We start from the raw sequence: 16,511 nt of genomic DNA, 5'->3' as shown, positions 1-16,511 counted from the left end.
TGGACATGATGTGTCAATTGTCAGTAACCACTAAAGACCTATAGGACAAAGGTATGCCTGATCTCTATTGCAAAGGATGTAAAAAAACAACACTACATAAGTCTATAATGAAACGTTGTGAATCAGAGCCCGAGACAGCTTCTGGCCGTATGATGCAATGGACGTCAAAACTATTTAGTGGAAACCTGTACTACGATATGGAAACTCAGCACTTCTGCCGCACGTGCAATTGTCGTTGCGAAACAGGAAGTACTGTACCCCAAATTGGTTTAGCTTAACTTACAGTAAGCGCTCACTAACTTAGATCAAAAAACCTCCGTTTTAGGAGGTTTTTGCGTTTCTATGCGGCTTTGAGTGCTAGCTCGGCAACAATGGCGTCGCCATCAATCTTCACATCCCAACCATAGTTTGAGTATTCATTTGCTAGTGCCTGAGCAACATCTTTTGATACCGTTACGTGTGTCCATGAACCAATACCGTAAGGTTTATATGCGAGTTCTTGCGTTTTCATAATAGAGTCATCCTTTCTCTTTGATAATTATATTATTCACTTTGGCCTATATCCTTTCTTTCGTTTCCGGCTCAACTTATTTGTTAATCGGGTCATTTCTATAATAATTTGTTAATAACCAGAGTTTGATTTATAAGGGTTCTTATCTATTTGTATGTGTTTATATCTGGCGTGAATATCATCCGTGCATTTAGTTTTTAAATGTGTGAGCGAGGTTTTCTTCGATTGCACTTGGTATGGAATATACTGAGCGGAATTTAGAATGTTTAAGGAATGTTATGTCTCAGCATCAGCTCGATCGTATCGATAAAGAGATACTAAGAATTCTGCATATGAAAGGGCGTTTACCTGTTGTTGAACTGGCAAAACAGGTCAACCTTACGACGTCACCTTGCTCTGATAGACTCAAGCGATTGGAGAAAGAGGGCTACATCACGGGCTATCATGCTGAGCTTTGTTCAGAAAAGTTGGGACTCGATGTCCAAGTTTTTATCCATATTCGTCTCGACCAGACTAGCTTTTCTATTTTTGATAAGTTTGCCCAAGCGGTTGAAATGATGCCCGAGGTGGAAGAATGTTATTCATTGTCGGGAGACTTCGATACCATGATCAAGGTTCGAGTGAAAGACATGAAGGCGTACCAAGCGTTTATGGCAACAAAGTTAGGTACCTTGCCTGGTGTGATTCAGACACGTAGTGAAGTGGTGATTGAAGAGCATAAAAAGGGCTTCGGCGTGAACCCTGAGTTGTTGGCAACTCTAAAATAGTGGCCTAATTTCGCTTACCAACGTGATTTAGATATAAAAAATGGAAGCAATAAGCTTCCATTTTTTGTTGAGCGTCAGATAAAGAGCAACCCGATAAACTTGTTCGCCTTAAAGCGTAATGGCCGCAGAGATTAAGCCAATCACACCACCGAATACACCGCCCCAAACGACCAACCAACCAAGGTGTTTCTTGATCATGGTCTGAACCATCTCTTTAACCAGCTTAGGTGTTAGTTCATTCAAGCGCTGATCGATGATCGCCTCAATGTTTTCTTTGATTTCATCCATCATCGCAGGCGATTCTAGCTCGTCTTTGATGGCATTTTTTACAGAATCACTCTTGCTGATTTCAATCACAGATTCTTGCATCTTCTCAACAAACGGCGCTTTCATTGGCTCTAGTGCTTCTGTGCCACCAAACATTGCCAACATACCGCCAAACTGAGAGTTCTCGATAACATGCACCAGTGAGTCGAATGCAGGGTTAAAGTCGATCTTCTGAATCACAGGCTCTAGATTGAGCGACTTTCCTGTCATCTCGCTGCTTAGGAAGCGGTCGATGTTACTTTCTGTAAAGAATTGCTCCATCATTAGTTGCTTGATGGCTGCCTTGAACTCTTCAAAGCGCGCTGGAATCACTCCAGAACCGTATAGGCCGGGTACTTTCTCGAACAACATGTGAATCGCAAGCCAGTTGGTGATGGCACCAGAAAAGGCGAATAGGCCTGCATAAAGCAAGTATTGGTTTGCTGTCGCATAGCCGCCAGCAAGCAGCGCTAACGCGATAACGTTAGTTAAGACACTTTTGTTCATGGTTGATCTCTAGAAAGAATATTGCGCGCATTTTAAGAAAAAAACGCCAAGAAAAAAACAAAAGGATCGATGAAGTTTATTGGACAGGTAGCAAAGAGCGCCAAATAGCAGGCATAAAAAAGGCTAGCCTCCCCCCGAAGTCTAGCCTTATTCCAGAACGCGCAAGCGAGGCGTCTTTGGTGTTAATGTCATTATATAATTACGACATAACATTCTGCCATGTGTAATTTACCGCTAATAAACAAATTGCTGTGAATCACATCGCACTTTTAAAATAGCACAAAAATTAAGCGTTTGTAGCTTGCTCAAGATCATCGGCAATAAAGCCACCGGTCTGGTGATTCCACAATTGAGCATAGATGCCATTTTGTGTAATCAGCTCTTGGTGAGTGCCTTCTTCAACGATATTGCCTTGGTCGAGTACGATCAGGCGATCCATCGCTGCAATGGTCGACAGGCGGTGTGCAATCGCAATAACCGTTTTGCCTTCCATTAGCTCAATTAAGCTCTCTTGGATGGCCGCTTCTACCTCAGAATCGAGTGCAGAAGTTGCTTCATCGAGAACCAATAGTGGTGCATTTTTCAAAAGAACACGTGAGATAGCGACACGTTGACGCTGACCACCAGAAAGCTTAACGCCACGTTCACCTACTTGAGCATCGTAACCAATGTTGCCAAACGGGTCGGTTAGCGTTTCGATAAACTCATGCGCGTGTGCTTGTTTAGTTGCCGCGTATACTTCTTCGTCTGATGCCTCTGGTCGACCGTAAAGAATGTTGTCTTTGATCGAACGGTGCAGCAGTGAGGTATCTTGGGTCACCATACCTATGTTGCTACGCAGAGAATCTTGAGTAACGCTCGAGATCTCTTGGTCATCAATCAGGATGCGACCACTTTCTACATCGTGGAAACGCAGTAGTAAGTTAACTAGGGTCGATTTACCTGCACCTGAACGGCCAACCAAACCCACTTTTTCACCCGGTTTGATGTTGAGGTTTAGGTTGTTGATCACCCCCTTATTCTCACCGTAGTTAAAGCTTACATTGTCGAAGTTGATACCGCCTTGTGGAACCTCCAGAGGCTTCGCGTCTTTCTTGTCTTCAATAGCAATAGGCTTAGACAGAGTTTTAATGCCGTCAATCACGGTACCAAGGTTCTCAAACAGACCACCAATTTCCCACATGATCCATTTCGACATGCCGTTAATACGCAGAGCCAAGCTGACCGCAATCGCGATTGCACCCACGGTGATTGCGCTATCTAGCCATAGGTAGATAGAGATACCCGCAATGCTGAACACCAATAGATAGTTAGCGAATTCCACGCAGATGTTGAAGCCGGTTACCAAGCGCATTTGGCGGTGCACAGTATCTAGGAAGCCTTCCATGCCTTCTTCGGCGTATTTGGTTTCTCTTTTACTGTGTGAGAACAATTTCACCGTCGCGATGTTGGTGTAGCTATCAACAATACGACCTGTCATCAGTGAACGAGCATCCGCTTGCTCTGAAGACACGTCTTTTAGCTTTGGCACGAAGTGCAGTTGAATACCGATGTAAACGAATAGCCAAATCAGCATCGGAGCCATCAAGCGCCAATCTGATTCAGCAAGCATGAACAGCATCGCCGTGAAGTAAACCGTCACGTAGACAAACACATCGACCATCTTGGTCACAGTTTCGCGCACTGCAAGCGAGGTTTGCATCACTTTGGTCGCGACACGTCCGGCGAAGTCATCTTGATAGAAGGACAGGCTTTGCTTCAAAAGGTAGCGGTGTGCTAACCAACGAATCGACATTGGGTAGTTGCCCAGCAAAGTTTGGTGAAGCAATAGCGAGTAAACACTGATCAAGATTGGCATCACAACCAACAGCAGAATACCGAGCCCCATCAATGTCGATTCGTTGTCTGCTAAGAAAGTGTCTGGGTTGCTTGTTGATAGCCAGTCGACCAATTGCCCCATGTAACCGAACAGCGCGACTTCGATGATCGCGATGGTCATGCTCATCAACCCGAGCAAAATCAATGGTTTTTCGAAACCTCGAGTGTAATGGCGGCAGAATGCCAGTATGCCAGTAGGAGGTTGTATCGGCTCTCCCTTTGGAAAGGCTTCAGTAAAGCCTTCAAATTTCTTGTACATAGATTTCCCTTTATAAACTAGTGCATCTATAAGCGACTGCATCGTTGGTGCAGCTTTGTTTTTATGGTCTTGATTCGAAATTTAACTGTCTTAGTTTGAAATTATATAAGCGCCCATGGGTTCTTATCAGTATTAAGTCATTCGATGGATTTTGTTCTAGCGCCTATTTAGGCACTTGGCTTTAAAACACTAAAACTTTGTCTAAGCGATACAGGAAAGGTCCAAAGAGTGTCTTTCATGACGCTTATTTTAGATTGAATTAGACAGGAAAAGTTAAGCTTATTTCAAACGTAATTGATTGTTATGCAACGGTGATAATCCTAACGTTAAATGGATTGAATTGTAATCAAAACTCGTGATGGGCGAGAAAATGGAATCAGAATATTTATCCATAAAGTGACTTAACGAATATGCATACAGTTGGTTCTTTCTGATGTGCTGTTATCTTGCAGTAAAAATTACCGAATAAACTGACTTTTGCAGGAATTGTTTGGGATAAATATTCAAATAAATATTCTTTTCAGTGAATCTTGTCGTAACAAGTTGTTTACAATTCTGAAGTAAATAAAAGATAGGGACGGTTGAAATGTTAAACCTACACAAAAAATCACTTCATATCACTAATGTTCAAAACGCCAATTGCGTTGTTATGGTGCCACCAAAAGAGTTTAAATTTAACGAAGAAACAGCACGTGATAACGAATTTCAGCACAGAGTTAATCTGACCGAAGCTGAGGTGAAAGTAGAAACGATGGCCGAATTTAAAGCTATGGTCGCTTCGTTGCGTAAAGAAGGTGTGCAAGTTGTAGAGTTTGATTACCCAGAATTGGGCGTTGAAACTCCGGATGCTGTTTTCCCAAACAACTGGTTCAGTACCTGTAGTGATGGAAGCTTATTCACGTTCCCTATGGCGTGTGAAAACCGTCAGAATGAAGTTAAGCCAAATGCTCTTATTGAAGCGTTAGAAGCGTCGGGTCGCATTGTTAACCATAGCGAGTCTCTAGAGTCTTACATCGCGCAAGGTTCTTATCTAGAGAGCACGGGCGTGATGGTTATCGACCATATCAACAAGACCATCTACGCTGCGCTTTCTCAGCGTTGTGACCGCGAAGTGTTAGAAGATTATGCGAAGCGCATTGGTTATTCTCGCGTGGTCTCGTTCCAAACGGCATTACCGTCTGGCCAACCGATTTACCATACCAATGTGATGATGGCGATTGGCGATAACTTCTGCGTGATCTGTGATGAAGTGATTCCTGAGTTTGAACGCCGCTTTGTGGTGAAGTCGCTTGCTAAAGATAAGCAGGTTATCTCTATCTCAATTGATCAGATGAACCGTTTCTGTGGCAACATCCTGCAGCTTGAAACCGTGAATGGCGACAAGGTGATCGCGATGTCTCAATCGGCTTACGATGCGTTTTCTCCAGCCCAGTTAGCTCAGCTTTCGACGCATGGAAAACTGCTGCCATTTAACGTGAAAACGATTGAAGACATTGGCGGTGGTTCGGTGCGATGCATGTTGGGTGAGGTGTTTTTACCAACGCGAGTAAATCGTCTGTAACAAGCACTCACTTTCAGTAATGAATCTTTGAATACCACTCTTATCGCAGAGTGGTATTTTTGTTTTTGTCTTTCACATATAAGAGAACAGAGCTCGATACAGGAGTCAACGCGCAAAAGCTAATGGAAATAAGCTATGAAGCGTCCTTAAAAGCTCTGTGTTCGATGAACTGAGCCGACAGTGTTACGACTTCTTTGGAGTAGACGAGCGCCGTGTGGTTGAGTTTGAGGGCGTAAGTATCCGTTGCTCCTCTCAGGTTGGCGTCTTCGAGTGTGACTGTGCCATCGCCCGGGTTTCTTCCCAGAACAATACGTCCGACTCCGGCGTCGTAGGTACCTGTAATCACGCCAATCGGCACATCAATATCGTAGTCACCCAGGCCATCGCTTAAGATCATTTTGCTCGAACCAAATATAAAACCAAGCCCATGATTCGACAGTGTTTTGGCGATAGTTGCCCCATTGTGCGGCGTCCCTGCGGTAATAATGCAGGTGTCGGCAAAATTGGGCTGATAAAACTTAAAGTAGTGACGAATGAGTAAGCCACCGAGTGAGTGACCAAAAAAATAGACCTCATCGTACTCATTAAAGCGAGCATTTACGAAGCGATTGAGGCGTTTGGCTGCAGAAGGGAAACGCAGCGAGTTGTAGGCAAACTTGTGCGTTGTAAAGCCGCGTTTTTTGAAGTTTCTATCCAGATACTGCATGATCAACGCAGGCATATATAGACCATGAATTAAAACTATATGTTTGTTTTTATTATTCATTTTTGTCCTCCGTCTGATGATGTCCCCAGTATATTTAGTCGCAAATCTAAACTCAATAAAACTTGCTACGAATGGGGCACAAAAGACAGAGGTGTACGTTATAAACAGTGCGTTCGTCATAGAGAAAAGGTGGGTTAGTCAGATCTCACTCCACCATACACATCTATGGTTAATCCGCCTTGTTTGGCGTAAGTATTGGGTGTTAGACTTTTTACCTTATTGAAGCTTCTCTCTAATGTCCTTTATCGCCAAGTTTTGCAATCCATGTCGAACTAAGCTCTTTTAATATCTTACGAATCAGTTCGCTGTGTCTATCTGTTTGACTTGCCGATATCTAAGGCACCAGTAAATCTTATGATTCTGAATTTTCAGTTTTGGTTAGCTCAGTATCACCTGCTTCACTTTTTGCTTCCGGTTCAACCAAAACTTTGATTACGCCTTTTTGTAGGATCAGGTTATTAGGGTAGGTGATAATGTTGCCCGAACTGTGTCGAAGAATAACATGGAACATGGTGATATCGATGATCACACCGCTGATGTCTTCGTCTTTCTCCGCGACTCTTACTCTGTCGCCAATGCGATAAGGGAAGACGAAAAATATTAGTACGCTGGCTGTGAGGTTACTTAGAATCGACCATTGCGCGAATAAAGCGACACCCAGCACCGCAAATATCGAAGACAAGAACAGAGAAATATCACCAAAACCCAAGTTAAGAACAATCGTAAACACAGCGATGAAGAGTAGAAACAGAACAATATTGAAACACTTAATCACGAACTGCTTTCGCTTCAATTCGACACGCTTATTTTCCGCTAATGTTTCTATCCAGTTCTTACCTAAGCGTTTGATCACCCAATACACAGTGATAAGAAGTAAACCTAAAACTACTTGTCTAAGCCACATATTGGATTGCAAAAACTCAACCATTAAATAAACCTCAATTTTTTCAAAATAACGACCTCTGCCGCTATGACCACGAGCAGCCCAACGCAAAATAGTGGAAATGCTATCGGGTTATCTGTTCCGGGTATCCCAGCGATATTGACACCCAGTAAACCGGTGAAAAACCCAGCAGGGAGGAAAATACCTGCAATGATAGAAAATAGGTACGTATTTCTATTCATTTTTTCAGCTTGTTGCTGACTTAGGCTCGCTAAAAATACATTAATTTGTTCGATGTAAAACTCAACAGACTCGTTAATTCTCAGGATGGTATCAAGGCTGTTCTTTATATGACTGTTGTGCTTACTCAATGGCGCAGGTAGGTCACTCATTAAATCTTCAAAAACGTATTTCTGTGGCTTCAAATAACGCCTTAGTCTGAGTAGCCTTGAATGTAGAGCGTTAATGGATCTTATGTCGATATTGGATGTAGATTCTAACTCGTCAATTAATAGTTCGACGGGTGCTAGGAAGGTTGAAATACTGTGGTTGATTCCACGGATCATGCCCAACAACACATCAGGTAATGATGTAGGGCCTTGGTTTTGTTTGAGATCAGATATCAGATTACTGACCGCTTTTGAAGGAACTTTACGTGTCGATATTAAAGTGCCTTTGTACCATAAGATGCGTAGGCTAAGCATGTCGTCAGGGTTAGCACCTTCGTTTAGATTAATGCCTCGCAGAATCATCAAAAAACAGTCGTGGCCAAATTGTTCGAACCGAGGGCGGGTGTCATCGGTGAGTAATGAATCGATGATGGCATTTGGAACCGTATTACTGTGGAGCCATTCTCTCAAACCGTCAGCATCTCTTTGGCAGTGATACCAAGTTGATTGCTCGAATGAGGCTGGGCTGGTGGTGTGTTCATGTGCCACCCCCTCAGAAAATTGCCAGCTTGAAATTATGAAAGCGTCCATTCATTTGTCCTTAATGATATGACGTAAACATTGATATTATGCGCCATTCAGGCGCGGTATTGAACTGAGCTTAATCGTGGTAAGTTCAATGAGCGATGTGAGTGAGATGAAGTCTAATAAGACATGTTGGTCTTTGGAGTACGACGGACTCTTCCATTATTGTCTCTATTAAATGTAGCTCATTGTTTCGTCGTTATAAATTAGCACTCTGGCTCCATGTTAGCGACGAAAAAAAGAAAAGACCGAGGTCTTTTCTTTTTAGGGGAGGTTGCGGAGAGCTTGTTCAGGCAACTCGAGTTTTCCGATGGTTTACATAAGTAAAAGCACTACCGACACGCAGCAAAAATGTCTTGGTTTTCTCGGTATTCTTTGGTTTGTACATCCATTAGGCCGAGTAAAGAGTCGAACAGGTTATCTTGGGAGAAGCTCTGTTCTTTGCCTGCCTTTCTTAAGCAGGTCTGGTTTATCCCTTTCTGCTCGGCGAAACCATCAGACATCCACATTATCATAGGCACATGGGTTTGCTCTTTCGGTGCCAATGAATAAGGCATGCCGTGTAAGTAGACGCCATTTTCTCCCAATGATTCTCCGTGATCGGAAATGTACATCAGCGCAACATTGTACTTATCGGTGAGTTTCTCTAGCTTCTGAATAGCCTGTGATAGAAAGAAATCTGTGTACAAGATGGTGTTGTCGTAGGTGTTGACCACTTGCTCTTTGGTGCAGTTTTCGATATCAGAACGTGGGCAGTCTGGCACAAACTTCTTATGATCTTCTGGGTATCGCTCAAAGTAAGTTGGGCCGTGAGATCCGGAGATATGATAGAAAATGATGCTATCTTGTTTAAGAACTTGAGTATCTTGTTCGAAGTTCTCTAGCATGGCTGTGTCATAGCACACATCTTTATTACACAGCGGGTCGCTGTCTTTGGCGACGAGAGTCATCTCTTTGATTCGATGTGCGACCGCCTTGTCTCCACCATCGTGCTCTCGCCAGATAGAGTGAATGCCCGCGCGGTTCATAATGTCGACTACGTTATCTTGGTTGTAGGCTTTGTCGCGATCGTAGTTGCTTCGGTTCATGTTAGAAAACATACACGGCACAGAAACCGCAGTGGCTGTTCCGCATGACTGAACATCAGAGAAAAAGATCGGATTATAGGGTTTGGTATGAGCATTGGTTTCTTTCTCATAGCCATAATATTGGTAGTTATATACACGTGCTGTTTCACCAAGAACAAACACCAATAAGGTCGGTTTGGTTGCCGCTTTTGCTTGTGGCTTGAGTTGAGCATCTAATCCCAATTCTTGATAGGGGATGGGCTGTTTGATGTAGGTGTTATTGATGTATTTGACTGTTGATGCTACGTATTCGGTCGGAATGATCATCTTTTTAAGATGAGAGTTATTACGACCAATCGACACATAATCTTTGTAAAACAACCCGGCAATGATGGCAATGACGATCAACGAAGAGAGCAATCCAATCGCCTTCCCAATAGCAAAATCTTTCCAAGATTCTCTTTCAAGATCCGTAAATAAAAGCAGCAGTGACGGGACTCCTCCCATCAGAACAAACCATAAAATAGAATAGCTGCTTAGGTAGCTAGCAGCCTCTCCGCTGTTGGTTTCGAAGACGTTTTCTATCATTCCATAGTCTACAAAAATGCCGTAGTTGAACATGCTGTAGCTGACTAAAGAGGAAGTAAGTAGTAACAAGATAAAAAAAGCTTTGGCGAATATCGGCCAGTTGAATACTTGAAAGATAAAGTTGAATGCGGCGAGAAAGAAAAATGGGATCGAGATGATAAACCCAATGCTTTCGGCTTGTGAGGCACTAAGAATATTGAACAGTTCGCGTGAGATAGGCAAGTTAATGACAAGCAGGTAATACACTGCCAAAACGAAAGGGAGTTTGTTTATCGACATGTTTAAGCGTGGTAGATTCATAGGTCTTGTCTTCCTGTGTCACTTATCCCTTTATTTTAGTCTCGCTACCAAGAAAGCTCTAATATCAATGCATAAAGCTCAAATAGAAGGCGCTGAGCGATAAACTGGCTAAAGTGAAATGACGCTAAGGTGTGTAGATACAAAAAATTTACTTTACTGAGTGACCTTCATGACAAGGTGGAACAGCAAAGTGAATTAGTATGTTCAGCTTATTCTATGTGGTTCAATCACATTAGAAGTTGTATGAACCACCGAAGCTAATGCTTTTGAAGGCAAGCGTGTGGTCACCAGCTGATATCTGAGAGTTCTTAAATTGGACCGTGTCGTCTACGCTTACTGCATCCGCTTGCGAGATTAAGCGTAGCGTTAGGTGTTCGATTGGCGTGTATTCAACACCTACACCAAAGTGGAAACCCGTACCGCTGTCATCAGCGTAACCAGCACTCTTATTTGCGTTTAGGTCAACAGAGCTTAAACCAGCCAATACGAATGGGCGGATTGTGTTGTCGAATGTGTAACCAAGATTTGCTGACAAAGAAACAGACGTCGGAGACAGCTTTTCAGCGCTATTTTTGTAGTTTGCGTAATCTGTGTAGCCAAGTTCAACACCTACGATACGGTTGAATTGGTAGCCGCCGTATAGGTTGTAGCCCATGCCATCTGAATCTAAGCTACCGTGACCGTCTGTGTCAGAATCTTGGTAGACACTAAGTCCGCCACCAATGTACGCACCGCCGTCAGTACTTGCTGCTAAAGCTGGAAGAGAAACTGCGCTGATTAAACCCAGTGCTAATGCTGATTTTGTTATCTTGTTCATTTTTGTTACTCACTCTTAAATGTCATGCCAGTATCAATTATTTTTGTTTTGCGACCTTTCGACCGTTGGTGAGTATTATTCCGTAGTCTTGTAGCTATTACTGTATGGCTTTGTAAGTTGAATCGTTACATAGTAGAAAAAATGCTCATCCGGTTGCGTAGTGAGTTAGGCTGCCAAAAACAAGGAATACACATGCTAATGAAACAAAACACAGGTTTGGTGGTTGTGGACGTGCAAGGTAAGCTTGCACGCCTTGTTGATGAGAATGAGACACTTATTTCTAACTGTGGAAAGTTGATTAAGGGCGCACAGGTTTTGGGTCTGCCAATTATTCGTTTGGAGCAGAATCCAGAGAAGCTAGGTGCGACGGTTGATGAACTCAATGACCTTTTGAGTGATGTTAAACCAATACCTAAATTCACGTTTAACGCGTGTGATGAGCCCAAGTTTGTTGAGGCGGTTCAAGCCAAGGATGTAGAGACTTGGTTAGTGTGTGGTATTGAGGCTCATATTTGTGTTTATCAAACCGCAATGGGGTTGTTGGAACTTGGGTACAAGGTTCAGGTAGTTGGCGACTGTGTTAGCTCACGAACGGCACTCAACAAAGATCTGGCAATCCGTCGACTAATGGATGCTGGTATCCAAATCACAGGATTAGAAATGAGCTTATACGAGCTTGTGAAAGACTGCCGCGCGCGTGAATTTAAGCTCATTCTATCCTTGATTCGTTAATCACCGAGAGGCTGTCTATCGCCACCGCCTCGGTAAGAATCGAGCGCAACTTTCAAGCGACGCAGTTTGTCGCGCGAACGGTTCTTGTGATTGACTGCGATTCCCATAGAAAGCACATCCACTAACGCCAACATAGCGTAGCGAGAAGCCGACGGCTTGTAGATGAAGTCGGTTTCCATATGCTTGATGGGTAACAAGATATCGGCAATTTTTGCTAGCGGTGTATCTTGTGGGGTAATCGCAATGATCTTAAGTCCGTACTGCTTAGCCAGCTCTGCCGTTTCTGTGATCACTGGTGTAAAGCCAGTCGCAGAGATCATCACCATTACGTCATTAGCATCTGCCGTAGCAGCAACCATACGTGACATCAAGCCATCGTTGTACGACACCACTGGGTAGCCTAAACGAAACAGTCGATGTTGCAGCTCTTGAGAAGCAATGGTTGAACCACCACCCATACCAATAGCAATGATCTGTCTGGCGTTATGCAGCCAGCTGACTGCGGTTTCAACGTCTTGCTCTTTGAACAAGGTGCGGTTGATGTCTAGGCTTTGCTTGATCGATTCGTAGATACCTTGATAACCCGTTTGGTCAACCGGTTCGAGGATAAAGCGCTGGCCAACGGTTAGCGTCTGAGCCAACTTAATCTTCATATCACGTACGTTGCTGCAACCGATCGCTTTAGCAAAACGTGTAATGGTGGCTTCACTCACTTGAGCGCTTTCAGCAAGCTCTGTGATGCTGGCATTGGCAGCAAAATCAATGTCGTCCATGATCAGCTTAGCGACTTTTTTCTCTGCATCACGAAGAGCGGGAAAACGCTCCGTTATCTGTGAAATGATATCTACTTCTAAACTCAAGAATCCTGATCCTTTGTTGATGGGGCTAATCGTTATTACCTAGTTATTAAGAATCTAGCTCGTAAGAAGCAAGCTCTTTAGCTTTTTATGAGCACTAATCCATTAAAAACTAAGCCTTAGCCCCGTTAGTATATCTTATTGCTTCGCTGATTCTAGCTTATTGAAAAATCGAACTAGAAGCAGGTTTCCACCCAGTTTGTTACCTGATGGTCGTCATCGCTGATGGCAATGTAGCGCCACTTATCGAAGGTTAAACACGGGTGTGAGGTTGAGAATGCAATCATGTCGCCCACTTCAATTTCAGAAGAGCCGTCCGTTTCAACAAAGGTATGCTGATCCATCACGGCGGTCGCAGTCAGCCCTTTCACAGAGATAGCTTCGCCATTGCGATAGCCGCGTTCGGCAATAGGTAACCCCGCATCAAAGGCAACATCACGCTTGCCTAGCCCAACAACTAGTTTGGTCGGTTCTGGGCGAGAGATTACATACGCCCATACCTCAAGTGCCGATTCGAGATCTCCACCCAATTCGCACGCGTAACCTTGGTTTACTTGGGCACGCTGCAACACCTTGCTTTGAGCGTCTAGGTAGATACCTGTGTCGTGAATCGCGTAACAGCCCGGGCGGATGATCGCCAAGTAATCGGTTAGGTTCGCTAAACATTCTGCAACCACGTCATACCAAGCCGAACCTGCACCAGTGATGATAGGTTGACCGGTAATTAAACCGTCTGATGCGAGGCTTTCGACCGAGGTCAGCGCTTGGTTTAAGAAGGTACGAATGTCTTGCTCGGCATTGTCGCCATGAATCACGCCCTCATACACCTCAATACCCGCTAGCGAAAGTGCAGGCGTATCTTGAATGGTTTGAGCCAGTTCTAAAACTTCTTGAGGTGAACGACAACCACAACGGCCACCCGGAACACCAAACTCGATTAGAGCTTTTAGCGTCTGCTTTTTGTTGGCGAAGTATTGGTTGAGTTGCTGCACGTTTACCGATGAATCCACACAGCAATAGAAATCAACGTCGAACTCACTAATAAGCTGTTCGATGATCGCCATGTTGGTTTTACCTACCAATTGGTTAGCCATGATGATTCTTTTTGCGCCTGCCATTGCTGCAATTTCTGCTTGTGCAGGTGTCGCAACGGTAATTCCCCAAGCGCCATTTTCTAGCTGTTGACGGAAGAAATCAGGCGTCATCGATGTTTTGCCATGTGGCGACAATTTAACCTGATGATGATCGGCGAATGATTGCATCCAATTCAGGTTATTGGTCAACGCTGATTGTTTGATAATTGCTACCGGAAGCGAAATGTCTTCATCAACCAGTCGATAAACACCGTTCTCAGATTGTGATACTGCTCTCCCTTTTTGGCCTTTTTCAGTCAAGATGAAACTATCTTTTTGATACTTTATAACATATTTTTGTGCAGGGTTATGTTTCATTGCTGATTCCTAACATGATTTAAGTGGTTGTTATTTAATGTTTAAATATATCTATAATGTGTTTTGTGATAGAAACTATCACACAAATTAAAATATTATGTGTGTTTTGTCACTGAAAATAATCGGCTGGATTTCTAATATAGCTCCATCAACACAGTGGATTGAGAGAGTGAAAAATGTTGTTCGATACGATAATCAAAAATGTAGAGGTGTTTGACGGCACCGGCGAACAATCGTTTTGTGCCGATGTAGCAATCCTTGATGGAAAAATCGCCGAAATTGGTCAAATCGATCACGAAGATTGTGGCCAGTTGGTTGAGGGAGCAGGCTTAGCATTGGCTCCTGGATTTATCGATGTACATACACATGACGATACCAACGTAATTCGTTACCCAGACTGCCTACCTAAGATCAGCCAAGGTGTGACAACCGTGATTGTTGGCAACTGTGGCATCAGCGCATCGCCAACGGTTTTGGCTGGCGATCCACCTGACCCAATGAATCTTTTAGGTGCGCAGGCTGATTTTAAATACCCAACTTTTGCGGCGTATGCACAAGCGGTAGAGCAAGCGCAACCAGCGGTGAACGTAGCAGCATTAGTTGGCCACACTACACTGCGTAACCAAGTGATGGACGACCTGCAACGCACCGCAAGCGAAGAAGAAATCGCGGCAATGCAAAGCAACCTTGATTTAGCGATGGAGCAGGGTGCACTGGGTTTGAGTTCAGGTTTGGCTTACGCAAGTGCGAAGCAAGCCAACGCGAATGAGGTGATGCAGTTAGCGAAAGTGCTGTCTAGTCATGGCGGTATCTATACCACGCATATGCGTACTGAATTCGAAGAGATCTTAAGCGCGATGGAAGAAGCGTTTGAGACCGGGCAATACGCGAAAGTACCCGTTGTTATCTCTCACCTTAAATGTGCAGGTGCAGGCAACTGGGGCAGAACTGTTGAAGTGCTTGATTTGATGGACAAGGTTTCAGAGCACCAAGATGTGTCTTGCGACTGCTATCCATACTCAGCGAGCTCTTCGACATTAGATCTGAAACAGGTGACAGACGATTTCGACATCTTCATCACTTGGTCTAAAGCAAAGCCTGAACATGCAGGCAAAACGCTTAAGCAGATTGCTGATGAGATGAACCTACCACTGATGGACGCAGCAAAAGCGCTTCAACCAGCCGGTGCGGTTTACCACTGCATGGATGAGAACGACGTAAAGCGCGTATTGAAATACAAGCTGACCATGGTTGGTTCTGATGGTTTACCAAATGACCCGCATCCACATCCAAGATTGTGGGGCACTTTCCCGAAAGTCTTAGGCCACTACTGCCGAGATGAAAAACTGTTTGCGCTGCCAGAAGCGATTCACAAAATGACCGGAATGTCTGCGAAGCGCTACAACCTCGCGGGAAGAGGTGAGATTCGCCAAGACGCATTTGCCGACTTAGTTTTATTTGATCCAAAGAATATTAAAGACACAGCAACATTTGAAAACCCTATTTCAGTTGCTGAGGGAATCGAAAGTGTATTTGTAAATGGTGAGTTAACTTACCAAAAAGGAAAAGTAAAAAATAATCGTTCAGGCGTTTTTATTTACCGTAATTAGAATTTAATTATTTTATTAAATATACAGTAATAAGAAAACGACGAATTAATTTAAATATATTGGAACAGAACCAATATTATCTATAAAGAAGTGGAGTTAAAAAATGACTATTAAACGTTACGGTGTTGAAGGCGGTACAGGTACAGGCGGACAACATTTACCATTTGCACGCGCAACTGAAGCGGGTGGTTTCCTATACGTTTCTGGCCAGACACCGATGACAGATGGTGAAGTGGTAGAGGGTGGCATTGTTGACCAGTCTCGCCTAGCGATCCAAAACTGTGTCGATATCATGACTGAAGCGGGCTACGGCCTAGAAGACGTAATGCACGTAAAGGTTGTGCTAACGGATTCTCGTTACTTCCAATCTTTTAATAAGGTATTCAAAGAGTTCTTCGGTGCTAACCCACCGGCTCGTATCTGCATGGTCTGTGACCTAGTGGTAGACGTGAAGGTTGAAGTAGATGTGACTTGCTACCGCGCGGATCGCGTTTAGTAATAACCTAATCACAATTACCTACTTAGAGAGTATTAGGGGTTAGTCATCCCTGTTATTATCCTTTAATACTCTCACCCTACATTTATAAAAATTACTTTAATTAAAATAGATAAAATCAATAAAGTAATTATATGAAATATAAAAATGAATGAATCATAAATAAAGTTCAAGAATGAAC

At 43.6% G+C, this 16,511-nt stretch carries 15 protein-coding genes and 1 pseudogene; 5 read left to right on the top strand and 11 right to left on the bottom strand.

Features of this window, described 5'->3' with window-relative positions:
* Nucleotides 1-340: 340 nt before the first annotated feature.
* Complete coding sequence (locus tag AB4323_RS03650; RefSeq protein ID WP_017061196.1) at nt 341-511, bottom strand: hypothetical protein; 171 nt, start codon at nt 509-511, stop codon at nt 341-343.
* Nucleotides 512-789: 278 nt separating this feature from the next.
* Between AB4323_RS03650 and AB4323_RS03645 the strand changes: the two genes are divergently transcribed.
* Nucleotides 790-1,278 carry an Lrp/AsnC family transcriptional regulator gene (locus AB4323_RS03645; RefSeq protein ID WP_004732526.1) on the top strand — a complete coding sequence of 163 codons (489 nt, stop codon included), beginning with the start codon at nt 790-792 and terminating at the stop codon, nt 1,276-1,278.
* A gap of 108 nt (nt 1,279-1,386) precedes the next feature.
* On the opposite strand, the gene AB4323_RS03640 is transcribed toward AB4323_RS03645, so the two are convergent.
* Together AB4323_RS03640 and AB4323_RS03635 are read right to left on the bottom strand one after the other, a co-directional pair.
* Complete coding sequence (locus AB4323_RS03640; RefSeq protein ID WP_017065155.1) at nt 1,387-2,091, bottom strand: hypothetical protein; 705 nt, start codon at nt 2,089-2,091, stop codon at nt 1,387-1,389.
* A 286-nt stretch (nt 2,092-2,377) separates the two neighbouring features.
* Entirely contained in the window at nt 2,378-4,228 is a 1,851-nt protein-coding gene (locus tag AB4323_RS03635) for an ABC transporter ATP-binding protein (RefSeq protein ID WP_372151646.1), read from the bottom strand.
* 586 nt (nt 4,229-4,814) lie between these two features.
* Here AB4323_RS03635 and AB4323_RS03630 point away from each other — a divergent pair.
* Nucleotides 4,815-5,789: an arginine deiminase-related protein gene (locus tag AB4323_RS03630; protein ID WP_017061193.1), complete on the top strand. Its 975-nt coding sequence runs from the start codon at nt 4,815-4,817 to the stop codon at nt 5,787-5,789.
* A gap of 133 nt (nt 5,790-5,922) precedes the next feature.
* Here the strand turns inward: AB4323_RS03630 and AB4323_RS03625 are convergent, their stop codons facing one another.
* From AB4323_RS03625 to AB4323_RS03600, 6 genes and pseudogenes are all read right to left on the bottom strand, one after another.
* Nucleotides 5,923-6,555, bottom strand: a complete 633-nt coding sequence (locus AB4323_RS03625; protein WP_050647609.1) for a triacylglycerol lipase — start codon at nt 6,553-6,555, stop codon at nt 5,923-5,925.
* Between the two features lie 134 nt (nt 6,556-6,689).
* Nucleotides 6,690-6,889: pseudogene (locus AB4323_RS03620) on the bottom strand (AraC family transcriptional regulator); the annotation flags it as partial.
* A gap of 18 nt (nt 6,890-6,907) precedes the next feature.
* Nucleotides 6,908-7,483: a mechanosensitive ion channel family protein gene (locus AB4323_RS03615; RefSeq protein ID WP_017070158.1), complete on the bottom strand. Its 576-nt coding sequence runs from the start codon at nt 7,481-7,483 to the stop codon at nt 6,908-6,910.
* Complete coding sequence (locus tag AB4323_RS03610; RefSeq protein ID WP_017062015.1) at nt 7,483-8,418, bottom strand: CorA family divalent cation transporter; 936 nt, start codon at nt 8,416-8,418, stop codon at nt 7,483-7,485. Before AB4323_RS03610 ends, AB4323_RS03615 begins: the two co-directional genes overlap by 1 nt.
* Before the next feature lie 326 nt (nt 8,419-8,744).
* Nucleotides 8,745-10,367 (bottom strand): phosphoethanolamine transferase, encoded by a 1,623-nt coding sequence (locus AB4323_RS03605; protein WP_372129510.1) that lies wholly within the window; start codon nt 10,365-10,367, stop codon nt 8,745-8,747.
* 232 nt (nt 10,368-10,599) lie between these two features.
* The gene (locus AB4323_RS03600; protein WP_372151644.1) at nt 10,600-11,184 is read right to left on the bottom strand and encodes a porin family protein; all 585 of its coding nucleotides are present in this window, start codon (nt 11,182-11,184) and stop codon (nt 10,600-10,602) included.
* Nucleotides 11,185-11,376: 192 nt separating this feature from the next.
* Here AB4323_RS03600 and AB4323_RS03595 point away from each other — a divergent pair, with 192 nt between their 5' ends.
* A complete protein-coding gene (locus AB4323_RS03595) occupies nt 11,377-11,916 on the top strand; it encodes a hydrolase (RefSeq protein WP_372106675.1) in 540 nt (179 codons plus the stop codon).
* Here AB4323_RS03595 and AB4323_RS03590 read toward each other — a convergent pair.
* A complete protein-coding gene (locus AB4323_RS03590) occupies nt 11,913-12,776 on the bottom strand; it encodes a MurR/RpiR family transcriptional regulator (RefSeq protein WP_017062019.1) in 864 nt (287 codons plus the stop codon). The genes AB4323_RS03595 and AB4323_RS03590 overlap by 4 nt on opposite strands.
* A 173-nt stretch (nt 12,777-12,949) precedes the next feature.
* Nucleotides 12,950-14,224, bottom strand: coding sequence for an amino acid deaminase (locus AB4323_RS03585; protein WP_372151642.1), 1,275 nt, complete (start codon nt 14,222-14,224; stop codon nt 12,950-12,952).
* 176 nt (nt 14,225-14,400) lie between these two features.
* Here AB4323_RS03585 and AB4323_RS03580 point away from each other — a divergent pair, with 176 nt between their 5' ends.
* Nucleotides 14,401-15,834, top strand: coding sequence for an amidohydrolase family protein (locus AB4323_RS03580; RefSeq protein ID WP_017065165.1), 1,434 nt, complete (start codon nt 14,401-14,403; stop codon nt 15,832-15,834).
* A gap of 103 nt (nt 15,835-15,937) precedes the next feature.
* Nucleotides 15,938-16,330 (top strand): RidA family protein, encoded by a 393-nt coding sequence (locus tag AB4323_RS03575; protein ID WP_017065166.1) that lies wholly within the window; start codon nt 15,938-15,940, stop codon nt 16,328-16,330.
* The last annotated feature ends 181 nt before the right edge of the window (nt 16,331-16,511 follow it).

It is taken from the genome of Vibrio sp. 10N.261.52.C11, assembly GCF_041471405.1.
Taxonomy (GTDB): Bacteria; Pseudomonadota; Gammaproteobacteria; order Enterobacterales; family Vibrionaceae; genus Vibrio; species Vibrio crassostreae_C.
Note: the sequence above shows the minus strand (reverse complement) of the source record. Positions and strands in the feature narration are given on the sequence as shown.